This is a genomic window from Chryseobacterium cucumeris (assembly GCF_001593385.1).
Taxonomy (GTDB): domain Bacteria; phylum Bacteroidota; class Bacteroidia; order Flavobacteriales; family Weeksellaceae; genus Chryseobacterium; species Chryseobacterium cucumeris.
Genome location: NZ_LUVZ01000023.1, coordinates 51161 through 67867, shown reverse-complemented (window position 1 = coordinate 67867; position 16707 = coordinate 51161). Strand labels below are relative to the sequence as shown.

General features: G+C 35.1%; 16 protein-coding genes. 6 read left to right on the top strand and 10 right to left on the bottom strand.

Going from position 1 to position 16707, the window contains the following annotated elements:
• Window positions 1-552 precede the first annotated feature (552 nt).
• The 4 genes from A1704_RS12750 to A1704_RS12735 all read right to left on the bottom strand — a co-directional run bounded on the left by A1704_RS12750 (window position 553) and on the right by A1704_RS12735 (window position 4815).
• Window positions 553-2295 (bottom strand): helix-turn-helix domain-containing protein, encoded by a 1743-nt coding sequence (locus A1704_RS12750; protein ID WP_062673940.1) that lies wholly within the window; start codon window positions 2293-2295, stop codon window positions 553-555.
• Window positions 2296-2451: 156 nt separating this feature from the next.
• Complete coding sequence (locus A1704_RS12745; RefSeq protein WP_062673939.1) at window positions 2452-3093, bottom strand: hypothetical protein; 642 nt, start codon at window positions 3091-3093, stop codon at window positions 2452-2454.
• Window positions 3094-3100: 7 nt separating this feature from the next.
• The gene (locus tag A1704_RS12740) at window positions 3101-4174 is read right to left on the bottom strand and encodes a fatty acid desaturase family protein (protein WP_062673937.1); all 1074 of its coding nucleotides are present in this window, start codon (window positions 4172-4174) and stop codon (window positions 3101-3103) included.
• 2 nt (window positions 4175-4176) lie between these two features.
• Window positions 4177-4815, bottom strand: coding sequence for a hypothetical protein (locus tag A1704_RS12735; protein WP_062673935.1), 639 nt, complete (start codon window positions 4813-4815; stop codon window positions 4177-4179).
• Between the two features lie 190 nt (window positions 4816-5005).
• Here A1704_RS12735 and A1704_RS12730 point away from each other — a divergent pair, with 190 nt between their 5' ends.
• The 5 genes from A1704_RS12730 to A1704_RS12710 all read left to right on the top strand — a co-directional run bounded on the left by A1704_RS12730 (window position 5006) and on the right by A1704_RS12710 (window position 10661).
• Window positions 5006-5935, top strand: a complete 930-nt coding sequence (locus tag A1704_RS12730; protein WP_062673932.1) for a helix-turn-helix domain-containing protein — start codon at window positions 5006-5008, stop codon at window positions 5933-5935.
• Window positions 5932-6738 carry a helix-turn-helix domain-containing protein gene (locus tag A1704_RS12725; protein ID WP_062673930.1) on the top strand — a complete coding sequence of 269 codons (807 nt, stop codon included), beginning with the start codon at window positions 5932-5934 and terminating at the stop codon, window positions 6736-6738. The genes A1704_RS12730 and A1704_RS12725 overlap by 4 nt, the downstream gene beginning before the upstream one ends.
• A gap of 246 nt (window positions 6739-6984) precedes the next feature.
• On the top strand, window positions 6985-7824 hold the full coding sequence (locus A1704_RS12720; RefSeq protein WP_062673928.1) for an SDR family NAD(P)-dependent oxidoreductase: 840 nt from the start codon (window positions 6985-6987) through the stop codon (window positions 7822-7824).
• A 170-nt stretch (window positions 7825-7994) separates the two neighbouring features.
• Window positions 7995-8909: a helix-turn-helix domain-containing protein gene (locus A1704_RS12715; RefSeq protein WP_062673927.1), complete on the top strand. Its 915-nt coding sequence runs from the start codon at window positions 7995-7997 to the stop codon at window positions 8907-8909.
• Between the two features lie 96 nt (window positions 8910-9005).
• Window positions 9006-10661 (top strand): serine hydrolase domain-containing protein, encoded by a 1656-nt coding sequence (locus A1704_RS12710; RefSeq protein ID WP_062673925.1) that lies wholly within the window; start codon window positions 9006-9008, stop codon window positions 10659-10661.
• 56 nt (window positions 10662-10717) lie between these two features.
• Here the strand turns inward: A1704_RS12710 and rimM are convergent, their stop codons facing one another.
• The 6 genes from rimM to A1704_RS12680 form a co-directional block, all read right to left on the bottom strand.
• Window positions 10718-11260 carry a ribosome maturation factor RimM gene (rimM, locus tag A1704_RS12705; RefSeq protein WP_062673923.1) on the bottom strand — a complete coding sequence of 181 codons (543 nt, stop codon included), beginning with the start codon at window positions 11258-11260 and terminating at the stop codon, window positions 10718-10720.
• A gap of 14 nt (window positions 11261-11274) precedes the next feature.
• Complete coding sequence (locus A1704_RS12700) at window positions 11275-11841, bottom strand: 30S ribosomal protein S16 (RefSeq protein ID WP_062673921.1); 567 nt, start codon at window positions 11839-11841, stop codon at window positions 11275-11277.
• Between the two features lie 197 nt (window positions 11842-12038).
• Window positions 12039-12551: a nitroreductase family protein gene (locus A1704_RS12695; protein WP_062673919.1), complete on the bottom strand. Its 513-nt coding sequence runs from the start codon at window positions 12549-12551 to the stop codon at window positions 12039-12041.
• A gap of 44 nt (window positions 12552-12595) precedes the next feature.
• Window positions 12596-13231 (bottom strand): DoxX family membrane protein, encoded by a 636-nt coding sequence (locus A1704_RS12690; protein WP_062673917.1) that lies wholly within the window; start codon window positions 13229-13231, stop codon window positions 12596-12598.
• A gap of 108 nt (window positions 13232-13339) precedes the next feature.
• On the bottom strand, window positions 13340-13789 hold the full coding sequence (locus A1704_RS12685; RefSeq protein ID WP_062673915.1) for a hypothetical protein: 450 nt from the start codon (window positions 13787-13789) through the stop codon (window positions 13340-13342).
• A gap of 149 nt (window positions 13790-13938) precedes the next feature.
• A complete protein-coding gene (locus A1704_RS12680; RefSeq protein WP_062673913.1) occupies window positions 13939-14469 on the bottom strand; it encodes an SRPBCC family protein in 531 nt (176 codons plus the stop codon).
• A gap of 213 nt (window positions 14470-14682) precedes the next feature.
• Here A1704_RS12680 and A1704_RS12675 point away from each other — a divergent pair, with 213 nt between their 5' ends.
• Window positions 14683-16701, top strand: a complete 2019-nt coding sequence (locus A1704_RS12675) for a M3 family metallopeptidase (RefSeq protein WP_062673911.1) — start codon at window positions 14683-14685, stop codon at window positions 16699-16701.
• Window positions 16702-16707: the final 6 nt, after the last annotated feature.

Genomic DNA, 16707 nt, shown 5'->3' with positions numbered 1-16707 from the left:
AATAATATCCGGAATACCTCCGGAATAAACACTTACACTATCACTTTTAAAAAGAATAAAATATGATTTTACTCTGAGTTTTCATGGAATTAGTTTTATTGAAATGGTTATTAGTTTTTAAGTGATAAGTTCGTGGTAAATTACCGGGTTATACATCCATTTTTAGACTATACTATACTTTTAAACTGTGTGGCGGATTAACCGGATTTACTGTTTAATGATTTTTAAATGATCACTACACTTTACATCTCTAAATTCTGAACAATTACTTCATGATTTACATTTTAGTTTTCTTGGTTATTAGTTTTTATCCTCTCCTTCATTATTAGTTTTTATGATACAATTCCCGACTTGTTTTTTTTTTATGATCAACAGTTTGGAACTGATATCTTGTATTGTGCACATACAAAATAAATGGTTGTGTTTTTACCTGAAGCAAAGATGCAGGAAGTGGAAGAATGAAACAAGGGAATGCTTTATAGATTCATAAATTTATATACCTAAAAACATGAATTTATAAACAATAAAAAACTAAATATCAACAACTTAAAGTTAACCCAAAGACATATTTTCAATTTCTTTCAAGTAGATAGAAAGTGGTGTTCCGGTTCGTTTTTTGAAGGCTAAAGTGAAGGCCTGTTCATTATTATATCCTAATTCTTCAGCGATAAAAGGAATTTTATAAGACCTGAATTTTTTGTCATTGGCCAGTCTGCTGATGGCATAATCAATACGAAGATCATTGAGATAGGTTGCAAAGTTTTTCCCTTTGTAAGTATTGATAATTTCTGACAGATATTTTGAGTTTGTTTTTATTTTTTTGGCAAGACTTCCCAATGTGATACCCTTATTCAAAAACTGATCATTGTTTTCAAATATTTCAAGTTCTTTTAAAATAGTCTGGGCAATATCTTCAGAAATAGTTCTCGATATTTTGTCCTCAACATTTTCTGTACTGACTGTTTGAACAGGCGCTGCTGAAATTTCATTCTTAATTTCCGGACCTCTGTTTTTTTCGCTTTTATTTTCATTAACAGATTGAATAAGATCCTGGGCAATCTTCTTGTAGTTCTTTTCAGATTTTTTATATTTAAAATAAACGTTGATAAATAATAAATGTGAAATCAGCAATAGACTTAAAACAATATAGAAAAGACTTTTTCTTTTCGTAAGCTCATTGGTTATGCTTTCTTTTTCCTGCTGAAGTTCCGGAGTATCATATCTTCTCGGAAGCTCTCTGGAAATATACCTGAACTGCATATCCAGCACCTGATCTACTTTTAAAAAACGGTCTACATAATACAGCTGCTTTTCCTTATCACCGTTTTCTTTATAATAATCAATAAGGTAAGTATATACATCTCTCAGCTCAGGATAGATATAGTTGGTTTTAAGAACCAGAGAATCTATTTTCCTGAAAAAGCCAACGGCTTTTTCTTTTTCCTGAAGTCCGGCATAGGACTTTCCTAAATACAAAAGTGTATAATTCTGGTTTCTTTTACTTCCATTATGATTTGTAAAGAAATATTTTTCGCATTCCAATAAGCCATCAATGGCTTTCTGATAATTTCTGGAATGCAGATGATAATATCCAAGCAGCCCAAGATTCTGATGATATCGGTAAACATCTTTATTTTTTTTAGAATCCAGCAACCCGTCTTTTATCAGTACATAAGCAGAATCCATTTTATTGATCTCTATGTAAGCATCTGCCAGATTCAGTTTGAGAGAATTTTTCTCATCCTCATTCATATAATCTGTATCATAAGCATAGTGTCTCAGTACTTTTGCTGTCTCTGCATGTTTTCCTATATAATTGTTCAGATGGGCAATACTGATATGGGCCATAGCAATCTGCCTCTTATTTCCTTTTTCTTTTGCATATTTCAGTCCGAGGATATAATTATTGAATGCAGATTGAAGATTGTCATTCTTAGAGTATAAATTTCCTCTTAGCAAATAAATTCTCGCCGGATAGATATTTTCTTTGGAATTTTTTGTGATGTACTGTAAGCTGTCTAAGTATTTTAATGCGTTGGGTAAGTCTTCTGCAAAATGAAGCATTACATATCCTTCAGCAATCTGAGTGGTGTTTTTTTCAGATTTTGCCCTTTTAAGATAATAATCGGCAATACTTTTACTGTTTATTTCTCCCGCAGGACTGTTGTAGAATTCTTTTTCCAATTCCTCATAAGTCTGTTCTTCCAGAGAATTTTTTCTAATATTCAGGGTTTGTGCATGATAAAACACAACCCCTATAATCAAAAACAGTAGTAAAGATTTTATTTTCATCATTCATCCTAGCTATATTACAAAAATATTATTTTTCTTCAGTAGATACACCACTCCTTTTGCTTTTTTTCCATGTATTCATCCATATTTTTATTAAAATCCGGGATAATAATTCAATAAAAAGTGAATACATTCTGAATATTATACTTTTTTCTAATATCATTTCCATTCTACTTTACCTTCCAGATAGTACACTCTTCCATTGCTCTCATAAAGAAGATCATATCCTTGAGAGGTCAGATAAAAATGACATACCTTCATTTCACCATTTCTGTCTTTAAACTGAAGAACTGCAGGACACATTTTAGCCTGATCCATTTTCTTTACAATAAGATTAAAATCCTTCTGAATATTTTTTTTACTGTACAGAGATAACATCCGATCATTAATAAAACGAATATATTTCAAAGATGAAAGAGGATAAGTAATCAATTGAAAAGGCTTTCCTGCAAGCTTTGCAGCATTCTCATTGAAAAAATTCGTGATCGAAATACTATCCTGTGTAATAGTTTTCACCACACTTGATTCATATCTCTGACCATCCGCAAATTCCATACTGTATATGGCTTCCATTTTAATAGCAAAACCTTTCCCGGATTTTCTCAAATCTGTAAGATCTGTAAATTCCTTTCCTTTTTTAACAACAATCAAAACATTTCCTTCTCCGAAATCACAGTCATAATATTTTTTATAATCAAAAGGCTCTTCTGTTTGGGTATTTACTGTGTCATTTGCTGTATTTTGTGAAAAAATACGTACTGAAAACAGAAATAAAAATACTATTAGTTGATAATTTTTCATGGCTTGATTATTTACTTAATTGTTTCAGGTATTGATAGTGTGAAGCCACGGCATTCACAATACTTTTCTCATGGTATGGAAAATTGTTTCTGGCAGCTGCTTTTTTGATTGCAGGAGTAATAATGGTATAAACTGTGTGTGGCAAACCTGGAAAAAGATGATGCGCCGCATGGGAATTGAACCCTCCGAAAATCCAGTTGGCAAAACTACAGGTTGGATGATAATCCAGAGAGACGGCTAACTGATGCTCATAATAATCATATGGCAGATATCCATTTTCATCTGCCTGGGGGAAATCAGTTTCAAGACTCAGATGAGAAATAATCAGGGTCAGAACAAAAAACAGTGAAATGGTCACATGCATGATAATAAAAGAGATGAAAATTGTCATGACCGAAATATCTGTAAAAAGCACTGGTAACATCAGCATATAGCCGAAGTAAGCTAATTTTAGCAGGATAACTTCTGCTACAGATAGAATAGAATGTTTCTGATTTCTGAGATTAGCCAGGTCTTTCTTCCTTACATACATAAAATCTTTGATCATAATCCAATGCAAGGTGTAAAAACAATACAGCACAGTAGAATATACATGTTGGTAGGTATGGATTCTTCTTTTGGGATGATGTACAGACAAGCGCAAAAAAATATTATCATCGATATCAGCATCACAGCCATCCACATTAGGAAACACATGATGAGAAGCAATATGCCTTTTCCTCCACAGTCTTGCATTTACGCCCTGCAAATTAAAAGTGATATAGTAAATAATCCTGTTGAGTTGTTTATACTTTGAGAATGTATTGTGCACACAATCATGAGCACAATTAAAAGCCAGCAATATTCCGGTAAGTCCTAAAGCAATATAATTCAAAGTTACCAGCCAGTTCTTATCTGATATATAAGGATTGAAAAGATTAGCATAAAGAAGCAGAAAGGCCAGAGCATACAACAGGAATTTTATGATCATCAATCTTCCGGCCTTTTTCATCACTTCATCCGTCAGCAATAGATCTACCTCTTTACGCAATTCCGAGTAGAAAGAAGAGGTTGCTTTTTTAAATCTGATTTTGGGTTTCATAATCACTTTTTATTTACTTTCTGTTTCTTAAAATTCCAGTTGATCAAAGGCAGTTTCCTTCTTCCGTTCTCATTCCATCCTCCAATCTGTATTCCACGGAAATCCTTACATTGATTGTACAAACCGATCTGTATTCCCCGGCATTTCTGCCCGATATTCGCCAATGGCGCTACAGAAACCCCTTTCATCTCATGATGCAGATTAAAAAACGGAGAAACAGACATTCCGTTAGTCACTGCATACGTATTGACATTACTTGAAACATTAATCTCCAAACCATTGGTAACAGTGGGTTCCAGGTTAATAAGCGACAGCTGAAGTCCGTTAATGGTATTCATCTTTTCGCGGGGAACAATTACATAATCATCGTTAACTGGCGGTTGTAAATTGAAAAGCATTAATGGCGGAAGAAAAATTCCTACAAAATTGAATCCCATGGCTAAGCCATTTACTTTTTTAGGCTTAAAATATTCTTCCTCGTCAAAATATTTAAATAAAATTCCGTTGACATTTCTGGTAGTCTTTGAAGGTGAAGCTGCAATCAGTCTTGGTTTCAAAGAATCCACTTTCAGATTATCTGATGCATAAACCAGACTATTGACTAAAAGAACTGCTGTTAATAATATAATTCGTGTTTTCATAACTCGTTGTTTTAAAAATTACAGTTCAAAATTATCCGCAGAAACTCCAGTTCCGAATGTGAAAAAAAATTAAAAAAAACATCGTGTTTGCGAAAATCACAAAATACGGGTTGAAAGCCTGAAGAAGGAGGCTGGAAGTTACTCTCAGTGGTTCCACAAAAAACACTACATTTGTGAAAATCACAAAACTATGCACCAGGAAGCTCTGCTGAAAGAAATCCGAAGAAAAATAGGGGAGAAATCTTTAAATGACGAGATTGCCAACATTCTTAATATCAGCTATGATGCGGCTCACAGAAGGACTTCTTTGAAAGCCAAGTTCAGTTTTGAGGAAGCTCTGGAGCTTGCCAAATACTATCAGATCTCACTGGATCAGTTTCTGGGAACGGAAAATCAATTAGTCGTTAAGAGAACACAACCTGTAAGAACGACCGAAGATCTTTTAAACTATTTCGAGAACTCCTTGAAGATTTTGAATGTTTTTCAGAATATCAATAATTCCAAAGTATTTTATTCCGCAAAAGACATCCCTTTTTTCTATACCATTTCAGATTCTGTTCTGTCCCGTTTTAAGTTTTATGTCTGGATGAATTTGTTGAACCAGGATAAATTTTTAAGTCCCTTTGACGAGTTCACAATGAAATATCATTCTGTAAAAAATGAAATGCTGAAAGATCTTTACGACAAACAAAACGTAACGGAAATCTGGAATGATACCACCATTATGAGTGCATTGAGACAAATTTCGTTTTATTATGAAATGGGATTATTGAAAAAGAATGATGCAGATCTTATTCTGGAAGACCTGAAAAAGTTACTGGTAGGACTGGAAATTAAAACACTGGAAAAAAGTAATTTTCAGATCTATGTGAATGATTTAGTCATTTTAAACAACGCTATTCTATTCAAAAATGAAGAACAATGTTCCTTTTTTGTACCTTTCAGCATGTTCGGATATATGATGACCAATGATAAAATAACGTGTGAAGATTCGCTGAGCTATTTTGAGCATCAGATCAAGAACTCCAGATCACTTAATGAATCAGGAAACAGAGAAAGGAAAATGTTTTTTAATAAAATGTATGAACAGATTGACCGATTAAAACAAAATTTATCATGAATACACTTCGTAACGGCGAATATTTTGGAGACACCAATCAAAGGGTCAATTTAGAAGGATTGACCATCACCGATACGGAGTATACTCATTCTTATGTAGACTGGCATTATCATGAAAATGCTTATTTCACTTTTCTTCTTCAGGGGAATATGACGGAAGGAAACAGAAAGGAAGCCTACGACTGTTCTGCCGGAACATTATTGTACCATCATTGGGAAGATCCGCATTATAATATTAAACCGGATATTTTCACAAGAGGCTTTCATATTGAGCTTTCACAAAGTTGGTTTGACCGGTTTGATATTCAGAAAAGTAAAGTGGAAGGCAGTTTTAACATAAAAGATCCGGCTTTAAAACTATTGGTTTATCAGATGTTCAAAGAAACCAAAGGTGATGATATTTCACTTGAACTGGCTTTTAATCAACTATTGCTACATCTTTTCAGCCAGTTGACCCATCAAAAAGAAAGCACAGAAAGAAAACCTTTATGGGTAGGACAGATTAATGAAATTCTACATGAAAGCTTTACGGAAAGCCTTAATCTCAAAGAACTTTCCAAAACCCTGAACATCCATCCTATTCATCTCAGCAGAGATTTTCACAAATATTTCCACTGTAATCTGGGTGAATATCTCAGAAAATTAAAACTCAATAAGTCTCTTGAACTTCTCACTTCATCCCATTCTTTAACGGATATTGCATTAGGGTGCGGTTTTTCAGATCAAAGCCATTTTACACGCTGCTTCAAAGAAAATATAGGAATTACACCGCTGAAATACAGAAATCTTCTGAAAAATCATTAAAAGTTGTTTGAAATTAAAGAGGAGTTTGGATTTTGTCATAGACTACGGTCAATCTGCGATTTCTAAAAAGGTAGGAATCTTGTTATTCATCAATTGTTTGAGATTCTTCATTACATTTCATTCAGAATGACACGCGTTAAATAACACCATTCACGATTTGGATACATCATTCCCCGATTCGGCTACATTTACCTTTTCGTAAGTTTCCATCTTTGTACCATCATTTAAACAAAAAAATATTTAAAAATGGAAACAAAAAAAGTATGGTTCGTGACAGGAGCTTCAAAAGGATTAGGATTCGAGCTGGTAAAAAAATTACTATCCAAAGGGTTTCAGGTTGCAGCTACTAGCCGTACTGTTGAATCCCTGATCTCCACCATCGGAGAAACTTCAGAAAATTTTCTTCCGCTTAGCGCCAACATCACAGACAATAATGACATCAAATCTGCCATTGAAAAAACAGTTCATCACTTCGGACGCATTGATGTGGTGGTCAACAATGCAGGCTATGGACAAATCGGAACGCTGGAAGAACTGACAGATGAAGAGGCAAGAGAAAATTATGCAGTGAATGTTTTCGGAACCTTAAATGTGATCAGAAATGCCATGCCTTATCTGCGTGAACAAAGATCAGGAAACATCTTCAATATTTCTTCTGTTGGTGGATACTCTGCTAATTTTCCAGGCTGGGGAATCTATTGTTCTACGAAATTTGCCGTTGCAGGATTTACGGAAGCGCTGGCAGAGGAAGTAAAAGACTTCGGAGTTCATGCTACGGTTGTTTATCCTGGATATTTCCGTACCGATTTCTTAACCAAAGATTCTGTGAAAACGCCTTCAAATCCTATTCAGGCTTATGAAGCTGCAAGAAATTCGGAACAGGCGCACCTTAACGAAATCAATGGAAACCAGCCTAATGATCCTGAAAAAGCGGCCGATGTTCTGATCCAGATCAGTAAAGAGAAAAATCCTCCGGTCCATTTATTATTAGGGGTAGGAACCATGGAGTTTCTCAATAACAAAATTGATATTTTAAAGAAAGACGCTGAGCAATGGGAAAGTCTTACTGTTTCTACTGCAATTTAATATGATAATCATATCCTTCGACTCCGCTCAGGATGACATTTCTAATACTGAATGTTTTAATTTATATGCATGGATTAAATATAAAATTTTAGAAAAGTCTGTCTGAGCGGAGCCGAAGACTTTTTGAATCAATGTATTATACTTTCTATAAAAACAATTAACTTCGTTATATGAAACAACCCGTTCGTTTTAATTCTATATCAGATTTTCATACTTTCTGCAGTCTTCCGAAACCTGAGCATCCGCTGATCAGTTTGATCGATTACAGTAAGGTTCGTTATGTTGTAGAAAATGAGGAACTGAAGTGGATTCAGAATTTTTATTCTATTGGTTTGAAAAAAAATGTCACACCAAAGTTCAATTACGGGCACCAGCAATATGATTTTAATTCAGGAGTGCTGTGTTTTGTTTCACCGCAGCAATATTTAAGTCTTGAAATCAACCCGGACGTAGAAGTAGAGCCTACAGGATTTTTATTATTGATTCATCCCGATTTTCTGTGGAATACTTCATTAACCAAAAAAATAAAATCGTATGACTTCTTCAGCTACCAGGTAAAAGAAGCTCTTTTCCTCTCTGATAAAGAAGAGAAAATCCTGGTTGATATTTTTAAAAACATTGAACGTGAATATCAGACCAATACCGATAGATTCACACAGGAACTGATTATTGCCCAGATTGAATTATTACTGGTTTACTCTGACCGTTTTTATGAAAGGCAGTTTTTCACCAGAAAAAAATCAAGTCATGAATTGTTATACAAATTTGAAGACATTCTTTCTCAATATTTCGAAAGCGGAAGTCTCCTTGAAAACGGAATTCCATCAGTGAAGTGTATTGCTGAACAGATGAATATTTCTCCCAATTATCTGGGAACACTTTTACGTCTTCACACCCAGCAAAATACACAACAGCATATTCAGAATAAATTAATTGAATCTGCCAAAGAACGATTAAGCACCACAAGTTTATCCGTAAGTGAAATTGCTTATGAGCTGGGATTTGAGCATCCGCAGTCTTTCAGCAAACTTTTTAAGCAAAAAACAAATCAGTCACCAGGAGAATTCAGAAAGCTTTTCAATTAGCACTGCTTTGAAATGATCATTATAAAATAGCAATGTTAATTTCATTCTATTTTGTGATAAGGAAGTTCATTATTTTTGTTTAAATACTTCTTTAAGATGAAACCAATCCTATTATTGATCTTTATTTTCACATTTTATTTCTATCAGGGACAAAGTAAAAAAGATATAATCAATGTTGAAAAAACAGAGAATCCAATTCAGAAAAAATATTCCGGAAAAATTGTTTTTCTAAGCCAAAACATAGCAACGGAAAATCTGAGAGATTCGGATATTCTTAATTCTGCAATATTTCAGGAAAATGGTGATCTTGGTATTCATGCCTTCTTTGATAACTCTCTGATTAATTATCTGCATCAGCTTGAACCCCTTCTTTCTGTGGATGAACTGCTGAAAAAAGGAAATTATCAGTTCTCATTTTATGTAGACGGAAAACTTATTTATCAGGAAAATCTCAATACAGGAGCGGGAACTTCCGACCATAAAAAATTCAAAACCAGCTTACGAATTCCTCTTCTCAGCAGCAAAAATGAAGATTCCTGGGGAAGGTATTTATGGATGCGTTTTTATATGGCTCATAACGGAATTGATGCGCTGACAGCAGGAAATCATATTTTAAAAATTGAAATCAGACCTTATATCAATACTTCTACGATCCAAACGGGATCAGTCATTGCAGAAGGACAAATCAATCTTACGGTTCCTGCTCAAAACACTACAGAGCAGCAAATCGCCATTCAACCTATTCAGTCCAATAGTGGTTGGAATATTTCACAGGAAAGAATCAATACGGAAAGCATCAGAACTCTGAATAAGAAAATTGCAGAGAACAGGTTCAAAAATATCACCGGAATTGTCATTATAAAAGAAGGAAAGCTTCTTCTGGAAGAATATTTCAACGGATCCGGAAGAGACTCTTTGCAGGACACACGATCGGTAGGAAAATCTTTTTCTTCAGCTTTAATGGGGATTGCTATTAAAGAAGGATATTTAAAAAGTGAAAACCAGAAACTGAGTGAATTTTATGACCTGAAGCTCTTTAAAAACTATTCTCCTCAAAAAGATAATGTCACTATCAAAAGTTTACTGACAATGAGTTCAGGGTTTGACGGAAACGATGAGAACTACGAATCTCCCGGAAATGAAGAAAATATGTACCCTACTGAAAACTGGGTAAAGTTTACTCTGGATCTTCCTATGACGGAAAATCCCATTGGTAAAAATTGGAGTTATTTCACAGCAGGAGTAGTAGTATCCGGAGATATTCTGGATAAAACTATTCCACAGGGATTAAAAAATTATGCCCATCAAAAGTTGTTTCAACCTCTTGGAATTACAAACTACAAATGGCAGTTTACACCCCAGCAAAAGCCTTCATTGGCAGGAGGACTTCGCATGAAAGCACTTGATTTTGCAAAATTCGGGCAATTATATCAAAATAATGGCGTATGGAGTGGAAAAACCCTATTGAGTAAAGAATGGATTCAGAAATCTTTCACCAATTACTTCACAGACAATCCTGATTTTGAAGGATATGGATATTTATTCTGGAAAAAAGTTTATACTGTGGGAAACAAAAGTTATGAAGCTTTCCAATCCAGTGGAAATGGGGGAAATAAAATTATTATTTTCACTCAGATACCAGTTGTCATAGTAATTACAGCGCAAGCCTACAACAAGCCCTACGCACACCAGCAATCTGAAAAAATAGTACAGGATTATCTTTTACCCGCCTTAAAAATGAGTAATGAATAATCAGTAATGAGTAATGTAGAAAAGTGAGAAAGAATAGCTTATTGCTTATTGCAATACTATTCGTCTTTTTTGGAAGGAACCAGAAATACATCAATAAGACCTTCAGGAAGTTCCATTTTGATTGTTCTTTCTTCCCTGTCAACTGCAAGAATCCAGTCTTTGATCATAGGAATTACCACTTCTTTTCCATCCAGATTGGTAATGAAATACACCTGTGCTGTCTGATCGTTTACTGATCTGATCACTCCACAGTTGTTGTCATTCTGGTCAAAAATTTCAAATCCGATAATTTCGTGGTAGTAAAATTGTTTTCCTGAAAGTTTAGGCAGTGAAGCAAGTGGAAGGTAAACACTTTTACCCAACACCTGATCTACCATCGCTTCAGAAGAGTTTTTGAATGCAAGATTCAGAGCGTCCAGTTTGCTCCATGATGATTTTTCAATAAAAAATGGAACCAATAATCCGTTGATTTCAACGAATATTGATTCCAATTTATTGTAAAGCTCGGGTTGATCGGTATCCAATTTAAGGATCACGTTACCCGCAAGTCCATGTCTGCGTGTGATTTTTCCTAAAAAATAGCAATCTTCTTTACGCATAACAGGTTTTGTTCTTAAGCTTCAGTGTTTTCTTCAGTTTCAGCAGCAGGAGCTTCTCCTTCTGTAGCTTCAGCAACAACTTCTTCAGCAGGTGCATTAGCAGCTTCTTCAGCAGCTTTAGCATCAGCTTCAGCTTGTGCAGCAGCAGCAACTCTAGCTTCGTTTACTTTTACTTCAGCTTCTAAAGCAGCTTTCTTAGCATCAGCTTTAGCAGTAGCTAAACCTTCTACTTTACCTTGTACTTTAGCATCTTTAGCTTCTACCCAAGCATTGAATCTTTTTTCAGCTTCAGCTTCGTCAAAAGCACCTTTAGCTACACCACCTTGTAAGTGTTTTTTGTAAAGAGCACCTTTGTAAGATAGAATAGCTCTAGCAGTATCAGTAGGCTGAGCACCGTTGTTTAACCACTTTACAGCAGAATCAACGTTCAATTCGATAGTTGCCGGGTTAGTAATTGGGTTGTAAGTACCTAGTTTTTCGATGAATCTACCATCTCTTCTAGCTCTAGAATCTGCAACCACGATGTGGAAAAAAGGTTTTCCTTTTTTACCGTGTCTTTGTAATCTGATTTTTACTGACATAATGTTTGAATTTTACGGGAACTCGTCCCAGTTAAATATTTAAGAGTGCAAAGATAGTAAAAAAGTTTGAAGTAAAAAGCTCCAAATGAAAAGTTTTATAAAATTCATTTTTTCAGAAGCCGGGAACCTGCTCTCGCTACTCGCTTTTTTCTTCTGCAAAGAAAAAGAGCTCAAACAAACCGCTCCATCAGGGCTATTTATTCCAAATTTCCCATATAGAAAAGTCCAAGGCACTTCTGGTTTTCCTCAATGGTCAGAGAGTCTTTCAGCTCGTCCACGATTTTAGGAGAACTCCAGTAACACCCGATATTATTTGCTGTACAGCTAAGATACATATTCTGAACCGCCATTGAAGTCGCTGCTATTTCTTCCCATTCAGGAACCATTCCGCTGAAGTTGACAACAATAGAAACCACAACATTGGCTTTATTGATTTTAAAACCGATATCGTTGTATTTTTTTTCTAAAAAAAGTTGTTCTGGAGTAACGGTCTTATAGATAGCCTGCATTTCTGCTGCCAGCTGTGCTTTTTCTTCTCCTTTGAATATTTTGAAACGCCAAGGCTTAGTACGTTTGTGATTGGGAGCAAACGTGGCAGAATTTACAATCTCTTCCAAAACTTCCTGAGATATTTCTGTGTCTGTATAATCTTTCGGGAAAATACTTCTTCTCTCCTCTATAATTTCTTTTAAAATGGTTGCTTTACTCATACCTGCAAATTTACAACATGAAATTCAATCTTCATTTTAAAATGTTAAGGATGTATAGCCAGTTTACGATTTTTATACGCCTGATAATTGCTTATGATAAATGTTGCGGCAATGATTAAAGCAATCAGAATACCCAGCCATTTTTCATAGACTTCCCCTTTTGCCGGGTTTAGCATAAATAACACAATAAAACTTATGGAATATACTACCCCGGCAATGATCCATCTGTTTTCGGGATCAGGATATTCCTTCACGGTACTTGCTTTGTTATAATTAAAAACAGGAAGCAGTTTATGTTGATCCCAAATGACCAATATCAGTACGGCAACCATCATTAAGGAGGTGATTATCCAGGTCCCCGAAAAGGAAAGGCTGAGGGTAATAACCCAGATATTACTCATGATAGCCAGAAACATCAATGCACCCAATGTTGCAAAGCGCTGTGTCATCAGTAAAATTCCGGCTGCCACCTGTGCCAGTCCTAAAAAATTCCAATAAAATCCGGATTGATATAAAGCTTCAAAAAAGTATCCGATTGGGTTATCAGCTGAAATTCTGGTAAACCTCTCTCCCATAAGCTTTATTAAACCTGATGGAAAAAAAGCAGAGCCTACGAGATAACGAAGGTGAATAATGATCCACTGATTAATTCTGCCTGTTCTTAATTGTTCAAATTTCATAGTATAGTATTTTGCATAGCAAGGTACTAAATAAAAATAAAACTTCAAATATAAATCTGAAGTTAATCTTATTAAGATGAATAACTATATGATACTGCAGAATCTTATTTACAATACCTCTACAATCTTCTGATGGATTTTATTCAGGGTAAACTCGTCTCCGGGTCTCATTCCCATCATTTTTCTGGCCATGGGGCTTTCCGAAGAAATAGCGTAGAATCTGTCGCCCTCAAAAAAGAACTCTCCCAGCGATACAGAAATATAGAACCTGGCTTTATTGGTAATCACCAGTGAACCGAGCTGTACCCTTTCTGTAGCTGTATTCAGAACCTTGGCCATATTCCTCTTAAGATCATTCAATGCGCCGAGTTGCCGCTGCATCTGATAAATTTCCTCCTGCATTTCTTCTCTCATGCTGTCATATTTCGGAGTTTTTTTGATGTCACGGCTGGCTTCCATGGTAAATTCGATAAAGTTTTTAAGCTTCTCAATTTTCTCTGCGATGGTGGTCTTCACAAAGTCTCTGATATCACTTTTTTCAAATACAATCTTCTCCATACAATCTATTCTTTATATAAAGATAATATTTTTAGAATAATATTTCTTTGACTTTATACAAAAACGATAACAAAATAAAGAGAAATATGATTTATTCAAATAATAGGTTCTCATAGAAAAAGCCCTGCAAAATTTACAAGGCTTTCTTATTATTTTTCGGCTAATTTCTTAAGATTATCCAGACCCTGGCCAAACATTTTATCCATGTTATTATCCATCATAGGCTTCATAATCTTCATCATACTATTCAGTTCATTATCTATCATCCAGGTTACTCTGGTTCCATTCCCTTCACGAGTCAGCACAATATTAGCTTTTGCATCTCCTTCAAAAGGTTCTATAAAGTGAAGTTTTGTCGCCATTTTCTGATTAGGGATCAGTTCGGTAATAGATTGTTCACCTTCCCCTACATTTTTATCACCCTTCCAGTGATAAGAATCTCCTAATTTATCTCCTTCTCCTGAATAGGTAATCACAATATTTTTATCGGCTTTGGAGAAAGGATCCCATTGGTTATATCCTTTTAAGTTCCCCGTATAAGTCCATACTTTTTCCTGAGGTGCGTTGATGACAACAGATTTTTCATAGTGATAGTCTTTACTGAAAGCCAGCACAGCAATGACAGCATAGATAAGAATCAGTACGATGATGATACCGATAATTTTTAAGAGTGTTTTCATAGTCTATATATTTAAGGTTATTTATTTTAATGATGATTTTTAAATCTGTTCTCAAAATTAAATATTCCTACATCACTCCTTCTTTCCATATGACAAGATTAATTAAAGATAAGGTATTTTTGTCATAACTTGCCAGTAAGGCATTATTTTTGAGCATTTCAGCTGTGATTCCTGATGAATCATTACATTTACCTTATATAAAAAGATCAAAAAATGAATATTTTAACCGAAAAATTTAACACACCATATCATTCAGCACCGTTTAACCTTATTAAAAATGAAGATTATCTTCCTGCATTTAAAGAGTTAATTCAAAAATCTGAAGCAGAAATTGAGGCTATTGTCAACAATCCTGAAACTCCTACTTTCGAAAATGTCATTGAAGCATTGGCATATTCCGGAGAGCAGCTGGATGTGGTTTCCAATATTTTTTTCAACTTAAATTCTGCAGAAACCAGCGACGAAATCCAACAGATTGCACAGGAGGTTTCACCAATTTTAACGGAATATTCTTCAAAAATTTCTCAAAACGAAGCCCTTTTCAACAAAATCAAAAAAGTATATGATGAAAAGGAAAAATATAATCTGAATGAAGAGCAGGAAATGCTTTTGAATGAAACCTACAAAGGTTTTGTAAGAAGCGGAGCCTTATTGAATGAGGAAGACAAAGAAAAATTAAAGAAAATCAGCATGGATCTTTCTTTAAAATCTTTACAGTTCGGACAGAATGTACTGGCTTCTACGAATGCTTATTTTAAACATATCATTAATACAGAAGATCTTGCAGGAATTCCTGAGGCGATCATTGATCAATATGTGGAAGAAGCGAAAGAAAGGAATCTTGAAGGCTGGGTAGTCACTTTACAGTATCCAAGCTATATTCCATTCATGACCTATGCTGAAAACCGTGAACTGAGAAAAGAACTGGCTTTAGCCAATGGTAAAAAGTCTTTCGATGGTGGAGAATTTGACAATCAGAATTTGATTAAAGAACTTCTGAATTTAAAACAACAAAAAGCTGAACTTTTAGGATATAAAAACTACGCTGATTTCGTTCTTGAAGAAAGAATGGCCAAGTCTCCGGTGAAAGTTTTCGATTTTTTAAATGAACTTCTTACCAAAGCAAAACCTTATGCTGATAAGGAAATTGGAGAATTAAAATCGTTAGCAAAAGCTGACGGAATTGAGGAAATGCAAGGTTACGACCATGCATTTTATGCTGAAAAACTTCGTAAAGCGAAATTTGATCTTAATGATGAAGAATTAAAACCTTATTTTCCATTACATCAGGTTCAGGATGCTGTATTCGGGCTGGCTGGAGAACTTTTCGGACTGACATTTGAGGAAAGAAACGACATTCCGAAATATCATGAAGATGTAAAGGTATATGAAGTAAAAGAGAACGGAAATTACAAATCATTATTATATGTTGATTATTTTCCAAGAAAAGGAAAAAGAGCCGGTGCATGGATGACCAGCTACAAAAACCAGTATAAGCGAAACGGCGAAAATTCCCGTCCGCATATTTCAATTGTCTGCAACTTCAGCAAACCGACAAAAGATACCCCTAGCTTATTGACCTTCCAGGAAGTGACGACTCTTTTCCATGAGTTTGGGCACGCTCTTCACGGAATGATGGCGGATACTCAATATCCTACTCTTTCCGGAACTTCTGTGAAATGGGACTTTGTAGAACTTCCGTCACAGTTTCTGGAAAACTTCTGCTATGAGCCTGAGTTCCTAAAAACTTTTGCAAAACACTATAAAACAGGAGAAGTTCTTCCTGACGAAAAAATCGAAAAAATTGAGCAGTCCAAAAATTTCATGGAAGGTTACCAGACTTTAAGACAACTTGGTTTCGGACTTCTGGATATGAATTATCACACTAAAGTGGCAGAACTGGAACATGAAAGTGTAAAAGAGTTTGAAGATAAATATACGAAAGCAACCACTCTCTACCCTTCCAACGCTGAAACGGCAATGAGTCCAAGTTTCTCCCACATTTTCCAGGGAGGATATTCCGCAGGATATTATTCTTACAAATGGGCGGAAGTTCTTGATGCCGATGCATTCCAGTATTTCAAAGAAAACGGAATCTTCAATCCTGAGATTGCAGCCAAGTATAAAGTACTGCTTTCTTCAGGTGGAACAAAGGATCCGATGGAGCTTTACAAAAGCTTCAGAGGCAGCGAACCAAAAGTGGAAAGCTTATTGAAAAGAGCGTTTGGATAGAATACA

What these genes read in the sequence shown, in the direction of transcription:
- A1704_RS12730 (WP_062673932.1), top strand. Translation starts at nt 5,006, where the DNA reads ATGCACCAGGAAGCTCTGCTGAAAGAAATCCGAAGAAAAATAGGGGAG.
- A1704_RS12700 (WP_062673921.1), bottom strand. Translation starts at nt 11,841, where the DNA reads ATGTCAGTAAAAATCAGATTACAAAGACACGGTAAAAAAGGAAAACCT.
- A1704_RS12710 (WP_062673925.1), top strand. Translation starts at nt 9,006, where the DNA reads ATGAAACCAATCCTATTATTGATCTTTATTTTCACATTTTATTTCTAT.
- A1704_RS12735 (WP_062673935.1), bottom strand. Translation starts at nt 4,815, where the DNA reads ATGAAAACACGAATTATATTATTAACAGCAGTTCTTTTAGTCAATAGT.
- A1704_RS12690 (WP_062673917.1), bottom strand. Translation starts at nt 13,231, where the DNA reads ATGAAATTTGAACAATTAAGAACAGGCAGAATTAATCAGTGGATCATT.
- A1704_RS12720 (WP_062673928.1), top strand. Translation starts at nt 6,985, where the DNA reads ATGGAAACAAAAAAAGTATGGTTCGTGACAGGAGCTTCAAAAGGATTA.
- A1704_RS12675 (WP_062673911.1), top strand. Translation starts at nt 14,683, where the DNA reads ATGAATATTTTAACCGAAAAATTTAACACACCATATCATTCAGCACCG.
- A1704_RS12680 (WP_062673913.1), bottom strand. Translation starts at nt 14,469, where the DNA reads ATGAAAACACTCTTAAAAATTATCGGTATCATCATCGTACTGATTCTT.
- rimM (WP_062673923.1), bottom strand. Translation starts at nt 11,260, where the DNA reads ATGCGTAAAGAAGATTGCTATTTTTTAGGAAAAATCACACGCAGACAT.
- A1704_RS12715 (WP_062673927.1), top strand. Translation starts at nt 7,995, where the DNA reads ATGAAACAACCCGTTCGTTTTAATTCTATATCAGATTTTCATACTTTC.
- A1704_RS12685 (WP_062673915.1), bottom strand. Translation starts at nt 13,789, where the DNA reads ATGGAGAAGATTGTATTTGAAAAAAGTGATATCAGAGACTTTGTGAAG.
- A1704_RS12695 (WP_062673919.1), bottom strand. Translation starts at nt 12,551, where the DNA reads ATGAGTAAAGCAACCATTTTAAAAGAAATTATAGAGGAGAGAAGAAGT.
- A1704_RS12740 (WP_062673937.1), bottom strand. Translation starts at nt 4,174, where the DNA reads ATGAAACCCAAAATCAGATTTAAAAAAGCAACCTCTTCTTTCTACTCG.
- A1704_RS12745 (WP_062673939.1), bottom strand. Translation starts at nt 3,093, where the DNA reads ATGAAAAATTATCAACTAATAGTATTTTTATTTCTGTTTTCAGTACGT.
- A1704_RS12750 (WP_062673940.1), bottom strand. Translation starts at nt 2,295, where the DNA reads ATGATGAAAATAAAATCTTTACTACTGTTTTTGATTATAGGGGTTGTG.
- A1704_RS12725 (WP_062673930.1), top strand. Translation starts at nt 5,932, where the DNA reads ATGAATACACTTCGTAACGGCGAATATTTTGGAGACACCAATCAAAGG.